Source organism: Ferruginibacter sp. (genome assembly GCF_014377975.1).
GTDB lineage: Bacteria > Bacteroidota > Bacteroidia > Chitinophagales > Chitinophagaceae > Ferruginibacter.
This window is the reverse complement of record NZ_JACMOO010000155.1, coordinates 1-8,565: the sequence shown is the minus strand read 5'-3', so window position 1 is coordinate 8,565 and position 8,565 is coordinate 1. Positions and strand designations below refer to the sequence as shown.

Sequence of the window (8,565 nt, the reverse complement as noted above, 5' to 3'; positions counted from 1 at the left end):
GATGTATTTAAGGGTACTTTATTTACAGGGTTACACTGAAACAAAAAAGAGGCAGCTTCCGGCTACCTCTTTTTCAAAAAAAAATATTTTATCTCCGTTCATTGGTTGTATCAAATTCCTTGTCTTTATCATAGGCTCTAATGATTGCTTTTACCAGTTTATGGCGCACAACATCTTCTTCATCTAGTTCTATATGGCTAATGCCATCCACATTTTTTAAAATACGCAATGCTTTTTCAATACCGCTGCGCATATTCTTTGGCAGATCTACCTGTGTGGGGTCGCCGGTGATAATGGCTTTGGCATTTGCACCAATACGGGTTAAAAACATTTTCAATTGTCCGTCGTTGGTATTTTGCGCTTCGTCTAAAATAATAAATGCATTGTCCAGTGTACGGCCACGCATGTATGCCAGTGGCGCAATTTCTATTGTTCTGGTGGTCATATAATAACCGAGTTTATCGGCAGGTATCATATCATCCAATGCATCGTACAATGGACGCAGGTAAGGATCAATTTTTTCTTTCAAATCACCGGGTAAAAATCCCAGGTTTTCACCTGCTTCTACTGCGGGCCTTGTTAAAATAATTTTTTTAACCGATTTATTTTTTAAAGCCCTTACTGCCAATGCCACTGCAGTATAAGTTTTACCGGTGCCAGCAGGTCCGATAGCAAAAACAATATCGTTTTTGTCAACGGCCGTAACCATTCTTTTCTGGTTAACGGTACGTGCCCTCACAGTTTTTCCATTGGGACCAAATACTAATACATCATTGGGATTGCGATCAATAAAGTTGTCTACCACCTGCTGATCATCACCGCCTAAAATCTGCTCAAAATAATTCTCGCTCATGTGCCCGTTCTGTTCAATGTATTGAACAATAAGATCAATTTTTTCTTTGGCATCTACAATCTGTTCGGGAGCCCCGCTCAATTTTACTTGTGTGCCTCTGCTTAAAATTTTTAAAAGGGGAAATTTCTTTTTTAGAATGTCGAGTTTACCATTGTTAACACCAAAAAATTCAATCGGGTTAACTGACTCAAGGTTGATGATAGTGTCTGTCAAAGTGCGTTTGGTTTAAAGTTTTCGAATGAAATTGTGTGGTACTTTTTGTTATTTCCTCTATATTCAAATTTAGTGAATTGCAATTGACAAAAGGTTGGAATACTTATTCACATAATGTTAAAAAAGAAAAAAATAAATAGAATAACCCACGGTGGATTTTTAAATAATTATGCATATTGCTTTTGTGCAAAAACGGTTCTTAATAAAACAGAAAAATGGTCTTTTAGTTTGTTTTGCAATAAAAATAATTTACTTAGCTCAGGATAAATGATATCTACAGGATTAGCTTGGTTGGCTTTTATATAATGCCGTACTACAGACCAGGTATTGAGATAACCAGTAAATTCTTCGGGAATACATTCAAACTCAATTTTAAATTGCGGGCTTTTTTATTTCTTTAAACGGAAAAGGAATGGTTGGATAATTTTCATTAGGTGTCTTCTTTCTTTATCTCGTTAATCATGTATAATCCAGGTATTTAAATGATTGATTATTTTATCGGCATCCAAATTTATTTTAAGCAGGCCATAAGCAATTACGGCTAATAAGCCTCCGTGTTTAAGTGTTCTTTTTACCTCACTGTAAAAGGCTTTAAAATCAAACCAATGTATTTGCCTGGGCCACCGAAATCAAATCAAAACTATTATCACCAAACAATGTTTTTTCAGCAGCAGAAACAGCATACAAAATATTTTCTTATTTAACAGCATGGCTTAACTGCTGTTCACTAATATCTATTGCATGCACTTTATCAAAATGGTTTGCTAAAACTTTTACCACCTGCCCGTTTCCGGTTCCGCAATCACATGCTGCTTTTTTTAAAGATACGAGTGACAAACGAAAATTATATATTTCATCCGGGTAAGGGGGCCTGTAAATAGCGTATAAACTTGACTGGATAGAGAAACTATCCTTCATAGAATTTTTTAAACTTAAGGGATAAAAATAGTGCCGGTATGTATTTAGGTAACGCAGTTTATTTTTAACTGTTCAAAAAAATCCTTCTCTTCAATTTCTTTTACTTCACCGGGTTGCAAATCATTTAATGCCAAATCTTCTATCGATAAACGGATCAGCCGTTTGCATCGGTGGCGCACTGCATCCGTCATTTTTCTCACCTGGTGAAATTTACCTTCTGTTAAAGTAATGGTTAACCAGGTATTGGGCAGGCCTTCTTTGAATTCATTTTCGCGGTGATATAAATTGATTGGTTTATCAACTATCAACACTTCACAAGGGCTTGTGGTGTAGAAGCCTCCACCTTTTACACGGATGGTAACACCCTTTTGTAAAAGTTTCAAGTTGTCTTCTGTAACAACGTCTCTTACCTGCACCAGGTAAGTTCTTTTATGCGGCACTTTACTTTCAAATAATAATTTGGTTACTTTTTTATTGGTGGTTAAAATTAATAATCCTTCAGAATGATTGTCGAGCCGGCCAATGGCATGTATTCCTTCGGGAAATATAAACGGTATATCTTTTAATAAGCCAACGTTATCAGGGCTAACAAACTGCGATACCATATTGTATGGCTTGTTGATGATAAAATATCTATTTGCTGTATAAACCATGTCAGATACACTGTATTAATTGTATCCTTGCAATTTCAATAATTTATTTCAGAAAAAATATAAATTAAATCATCTTGTTATTGTTACAACAGGGTAACTTTTTATGGCTTGTTAAAATTTCATTATTCACAAGGAGCTACACTGTAAGAATGTGTATTTATAAACAATAAAAAAATTATAACACTGGCTTGGTTCAAATGTAGTATAAGCAAGGGTTTAACTGATAATTAAGGTTACCTTCGCCGACAATTTCAGCGATATGACTTTTGATGATTTGAATTTAAATACTCCATTACTAAGCGCATTGGACGATTTGGGCTATACCAATCCTACTACTATTCAGCGCAAGGTTTTTTCTGTGGTAATGTCTGGTGCAGATGTTTGCGGTATTGCACAAACGGGCACCGGCAAAACTTTTGCATATTTACTTCCCTGTTTGCGGCAATGGAAATTTTCAAAAGAAAAAAATCCACAGGTGCTGATTATTGTGCCAACAAGAGAACTGGTAGCACAAGTAGTGGAAGCAGTAAAAGCATTGAGCACCTATACCAGCCTGGTGGTAGTGGGCGTTTATGGTGGCGTAAATATTAATACACAAAAACTAGAAGTAGAAAAAGGGTTGGATGTATTGGTAGCAACCCCGGGAAGGCTGTACGACCTTGCGATGAATGGGGCTTTTAAAACAAAATCTATCCGGCAACTGGTAATTGATGAAGTGGATGAAATGCTTAATCTTGGCTTTAGAACACAATTAAAAAATATATTGGATTTATTACCTGCAAGAAGGCAGAACCTGATGTTTTCGGCCACTATTACGGATGAAGTGGAACAATTGATGGATACTTATTTTAATGATCCGGTAAGGGTAGAAGCCGCGCCTACCGGCACACCGTTGGAAAATATTATACAGACAGTGTACGATGTTCCAAATTTTTATACAAAGGTTAATTTACTGGAATTTTTACTGGCAACTAACATCGACATGAGCAAAGTGCTCGTTTTTGCAGCCACTAAAAAATTAGCAGATGAATTGTACGAACAGCTGGAAGCTAAATATCCGGGAACTGCAGGAGTTATTCATTCAAATAAAGAACAGAATCACCGCTTTAATACAGTAAAGCAATTTCAGGAAGGAAATTACCGCTTTATAATTGCCACCGATATTGTTGCCAGGGGAATTGACATTGCCGAGGTAACACATGTTATTAATTTTGATATGCCGGAAGTGCCTGAAAATTATATACACCGGATAGGCCGCACGGGCCGTGCCGATAAAAAAGGCATTGCCATTACATTTGCAACGCCTGCCGAAAAAGAATCCCAGGCCGCCATTGAAGATTTGATGAAATACACCATTCCTGTTACAGACTTACCTGCCGGACTGGTAATATCAGATGTGCTAACTGAAGATGAGAAGCCAAAGGTTTTTATGAAGATCATTCAGTTAAAGGTTCCTAAAAAAGAAGAGGTTGGCCCGAGCTTTCATGAAAAATCTGCCAAAAATAAAAAGGTAAATTTTATTGTTAGAAAGAAAGACCGGATGATAAAAAAATATGGCAAACCAATTACAAGGGGTCAAAAAAAATAGTTCAATTAAAGAATGCCTTGATGCAAAATCCGGAAAAAAATATACACGATTATAAAAAGTTTGAAAATGTAATCTGGGAAGAGAAGCAGATTACCGGTAAAGATTTTAATCATTGTACTTTTTATAAATGCAGTTTAAAAGGATGTTTTTTTGAGGATTGCCGTTTCGAAAAATGTACGTTTGAAGAATGTGATTTGTCACTAATAAAATTTAAGGACAGTTCTTTCAGCGGGGTGCAGATCAATGGTTCCAAAGCCATCGGTATTGTTTGGTATGATGCAGATAATCCTATTTCTGTAAACTTTAAAAATTCACGGATCAGTTACTCCAGTTTTTTTGGAAAAAACTGTAAGAAGGCACAGTTTATAAACTGCATTGCAGATGAAGTAGATTTTACCAACTGTAATTTAATACAGGCCAATTTTGCCGGAACGGATTTAAAAAATGCCATCTTTTTAAACACCGATATTTCACAAGCTAATTTTGCCGGCGCAGTAAATTATACCATTAGTCTCAATAATAATATTACAAAAAAAGCAAAGTTCAGTTTACCTGAGGCACTTTGCTTTTTGTATAATCTTGACATTATAATTACTGATTAGTAGCACTGTATTTTTCTTCATTGATCTTATAAATCAATCCCGGAAAAATGGTATAACTTTTACCAGTACTATTTTTTTTGAGGCAGGTCAAATGCAATTGCATCATGTTCAAAATGCCCCTTGTGCGATCCGTCGCAAAAAGGTTTGGTTTTAGATAACCCACATCTGCAGATAGCAATTACTTCTCTTCCACCAAGATGATACGCTGCACCATTTTTATCAACCAATTCAAAATCACCTTCTACTTTAAGTGATCCATTATTATTTACAGTGATTTTTGTAGTTGCCATTGAAATTGATGTTTTTAAATTTAAGAGTTTAGAGAATAAAATATGTGATTAGTAAGTAAAGAAATTCTTAAAGTATGTTAAATGAAATTGTCTCTTTATTTTCCAAAAAGAAATGCTTCTCACCACCAGGTAATTAATAAATCAGATGCTTCGTGGAAAGGATTTAATTGGGTACGGTTTGGTTAATATTTACAATTTCTATGTCTGGCTTTGATTCATCGGTAAGGGTTACCTTACCGCGGTTGTTTCTTACAATCCTTGAATATAAAGAAATCTCTTTATCAAATAGAAAACGAAAAAATAGTTTAGTCCATGAAGTGTGGTAAAATAAACTATTATAAAAAGTGGGAGCACCCGACCTTATCTGTGGTAATTTGTTCCAGGGTATGGATGGAAAATCATGGTGCTCATTGTGGTATCCTACATTAAATGCCACTGTGTTTAAAACACCATAATAGCTATAGGTCTCCTGCTCGCCATGGGTTAAATAGTGCTCCTGTATCCACCTTGCTCCTAAAGGATGCAGGCCAATTGAAAAGAAAAAACTCATCAGTAAAAAAGCAAGTGCTTTGGGACCAAGCAAAAAATATACCGCCGCAACAAAAACAATTTGTACTATCCAGTTCAATGCAACCCAACCATCAAAAGGTTTAATTTCTTTTAACCTTGCGATACGGAATATTTGAAAAAACGGGTAAAATAATAACCAGATTACTTTGCCGATAAAATAATTATTGATCAGTTTTGCCTCCCATTTGTTAGGTAAATCGCCATCCAGTTCATGCACACCCTGAAAAGAATGATGCTTGATATGGTATCTTTCAAAAGAAACAGAACTTGGAAAAATTTGAGGAATGTTAGCCAATATACCGGCCAGCCTGTTGGATTCGGGCTTTTTAAATAATAACCTGTGTGCACATTCATGTATCATTACAAACAATGCATGATCTGCAAAAGCTCCGATAAGATAAGCCGCACCAGCCACTATCCACCAGGATTTGTCGGCAACCAGCCAGGCCATGACAATCTGAAATATTACGAGACCAAGGATAACGAAAATTGTCATTGGATTTTTCCCAATCAGTTTTCTTATATTCGGATGACTTTTCAGGATTTCTTTTGTTCTGATGCGATGTGGCTCAGATACGTTTGAGAATACAAATGAATTTTTTGTTGCCATAAAGATTGTATAAATGATATTGGTAAAATGTGTCTCGCTGAGATAAACAGCGGTCTAAACACTTCTCAATTTTTTCATCCGCGAATGTAGTGATTTAGAGTCAATTTTATAAGGTAAAACAGGTTTAAATAAAAGAATTAATAATTTACAGATTTTAACACGTAATAAAGTCTATACAAGATAAAAATTGTAATTTTTATCCATAATAAAAATTATGATGAAATTCATTTCCCAATTATTTTTTTTAATAATTTTTTCTTCCGGTGGTGAAGTTAATGTCGCTCAGGCTAAACAGCCGAAACAGTTTAATGGTTTCTAATTTAGTTATTCAAACGGTTGTACAAAAATACAGATTGATAAAGCGGAACTTCGCAATGATTCATTTTAGTATAGTACGCTAAGCACTAATCAGCGGGTGGTTTGCAGCAATCGGGGTTTGGGATGATTTATTGCTGCAGTTAAAACATCCAGATAATTATCAAGGTTCAATTGCTGCGCAGGTGTTTGCCAGCCTTGCAAAAAGTAGTAAAGACTGGATACAAAAAGATGCCAGCTGTTTATTTGCGTTTACAAAACTTGAGCAGTTTACAACGGGCCAACTATTTTCAACAAATTCAATGGAAAGTATCGGCGAACGATACCGCGTTTCAATAAAAGTAAAGCCTTTCTTTTGAAGGGGTTTAAAGGATGAAGCGCCGAAAAAAATTGTATTTTTATCCGCAATAATATCAGGTAAGTTTTTCAACAATTATATAATCAGTCGAAAGACGAAAGAATAAAAGAGAAAGCCCCTTCATTAATTGCAGCAGAATAAGGACGCAGGTAGCAGCGAAAATATACCGCAATTTGGAAAGGTGTTATTAGTACAACGAAATAATAAAATAGCATACAATAAATCAGGTGTTAGCCATCAGTAATACATTATAGCAATAATCACCATAATCACTTTTATGAATAAATACAGCCGTCTTATCGTTTTGTTTATAAGCCTTTTTTTGTATAGTAAAAGTCAGGCGCAAGTACTGAGCGATGCACTGATGCAAAATCCCTGGAAGGCACAATGGATAACAGCTCCAGGCGTTACGCCCATGAATCAGGGAATAGCCGCTTACGACGCTTCCCTAAAAGAATATGGCGTGTATAAATTCCGTAAAAATTTTGAGCTGGTAGCAAAGCCTGCCTCCTTCGTGGTGCATGTGTCGGGAGACAACCGGTATAAATTATTTGTGAATGAACAGCTGGTTTCGCTTGGGCCGGCAAGAGGAGATTTGTATTTCTGGAATTTTGAAACCGTGGATATTGCTAAGTATTTGCAAGCCGGCAAAAATACGGTAGCAGCATTGGTGTGGAATGATGGCAAACAAAAGCCGGAAGCACAGATCAGTTACCTCACCGGTTTTATTTTGCAAGGCAATTCGGCAACAGAAGAAATATTAAATACCGATAACAGTTGGAAGAGTATCAAGGACAGTAGTTATTCGCCTTTAACGCCACAGGTGCTGGGCTATTATGTAGCTGGGCCGGGCGAACTGGTACAAATGAAATTCAACACCAAAAGCTGGCAGCAAATAAATTATGATGACAGCAAATGGTCATCTTCCAGAACTATTGGCCATGGATTAACCAAAGATGCGGCGAGGGATTCAAGAGGCTGGATGCTGGTACCATCCCCATTGCCACCGATGGAATTAAAAATACAGCGCTTATCAGCTTTGCGAAAAGCCGATGGCATAGAAATACCTGCTTCCTTTCCTGCAATAAAAACGGCATTCATCATACCCTCTAATACAAGTGTAACTTTGCTGCTCGATCAAAGTTTTTTAACCAATGCCTATCCCACATTGCTTTTCAGCAAAGGGAAAGATGCAGGTATTTCTCTTTCTTATGCCGAGGCATTGTATACTCCGGAAAATAAAAAAACAAAATCGGGAAGGGGCAAAGGCAACCGCAATGATATTGACGGTAAGATTTTTATCGGCAAAAAAGACAGTATTCTTGCCGATGGAACCAGTAATCAGCAATATACTTCTTTAACCTGGCGCACCTATCGTTACATACAACTGAAAGTAACCACCAAAGATGAACCGTTGGTGATTGATGATATCTACGGCACCTTTACTGGCTATTCGTTTGTGTTAAAAACAAGTTTTGAATCAGGCAATGATACTGATAAAAAAATGCTGGAGATTGGCTGGCGTACTGCCAGGTTATGTGCCTGGGAAACATATATGGATTGCCCGTACTACGAGCAATTGCAATACATTGGCG

Annotated in this window: 8 protein-coding genes and 1 pseudogene; 3 read left to right on the top strand and 6 right to left on the bottom strand. The window is 36.5% G+C overall.

Translation table 11 applies throughout. The annotated features are described in order from the left end of the window. Nucleotides 1-88: 88 nt before the first annotated feature. From H7254_RS09145 to H7254_RS09135, 3 genes are all read right to left on the bottom strand, one after another. On the bottom strand, nucleotides 89-1,066 hold the full coding sequence (locus H7254_RS09145) for a PhoH family protein (protein WP_301920929.1): 978 nt from the start codon (nucleotides 1,064-1,066) through the stop codon (nucleotides 89-91). 696 nt (nucleotides 1,067-1,762) lie between these two features. Further along, on the bottom strand, nucleotides 1,763-1,984 hold the full coding sequence (locus H7254_RS09140) for a class I SAM-dependent methyltransferase (RefSeq protein ID WP_301932680.1): 222 nt from the start codon (nucleotides 1,982-1,984) through the stop codon (nucleotides 1,763-1,765). Between the two features lie 44 nt (nucleotides 1,985-2,028). Further along, entirely contained in the window at nucleotides 2,029-2,637 is a 609-nt protein-coding gene (locus H7254_RS09135; protein WP_301932679.1) for a pseudouridine synthase, read from the bottom strand. 259 nt (nucleotides 2,638-2,896) lie between these two features. Between H7254_RS09135 and H7254_RS09130 the strand changes: the two genes are divergently transcribed. Next, complete coding sequence (locus tag H7254_RS09130) at nucleotides 2,897-4,225, top strand: DEAD/DEAH box helicase (protein WP_301932678.1); 1,329 nt, start codon at nucleotides 2,897-2,899, stop codon at nucleotides 4,223-4,225. A 20-nt stretch (nucleotides 4,226-4,245) separates the two neighbouring features. Then, nucleotides 4,246-4,827 carry a pentapeptide repeat-containing protein gene (locus H7254_RS09125; protein ID WP_301932677.1) on the top strand — a complete coding sequence of 194 codons (582 nt, stop codon included), beginning with the start codon at nucleotides 4,246-4,248 and terminating at the stop codon, nucleotides 4,825-4,827. A gap of 68 nt (nucleotides 4,828-4,895) precedes the next feature. Here H7254_RS09125 and H7254_RS09120 read toward each other — a convergent pair whose 3' ends face one another. From H7254_RS09120 to H7254_RS09110, 3 genes are all read right to left on the bottom strand, one after another. Next, entirely contained in the window at nucleotides 4,896-5,117 is a 222-nt protein-coding gene (locus H7254_RS09120; protein WP_301932676.1) for a CDGSH iron-sulfur domain-containing protein, read from the bottom strand. Between the two features lie 163 nt (nucleotides 5,118-5,280). Then, nucleotides 5,281-6,297, bottom strand: coding sequence for a fatty acid desaturase (locus H7254_RS09115; protein WP_301932675.1), 1,017 nt, complete (start codon nucleotides 6,295-6,297; stop codon nucleotides 5,281-5,283). A 478-nt stretch (nucleotides 6,298-6,775) separates the two neighbouring features. Continuing rightward, nucleotides 6,776-7,042: a hypothetical protein gene (locus H7254_RS09110; protein ID WP_301932674.1), complete on the bottom strand. Its 267-nt coding sequence runs from the start codon at nucleotides 7,040-7,042 to the stop codon at nucleotides 6,776-6,778. A 205-nt stretch (nucleotides 7,043-7,247) separates the two neighbouring features. On the opposite strand from H7254_RS09110, the pseudogene H7254_RS09105 reads away from it, so the two are divergent. After that, nucleotides 7,248-8,565 (top strand): annotated as a pseudogene (locus tag H7254_RS09105) (alpha-rhamnosidase); the annotation flags it as partial.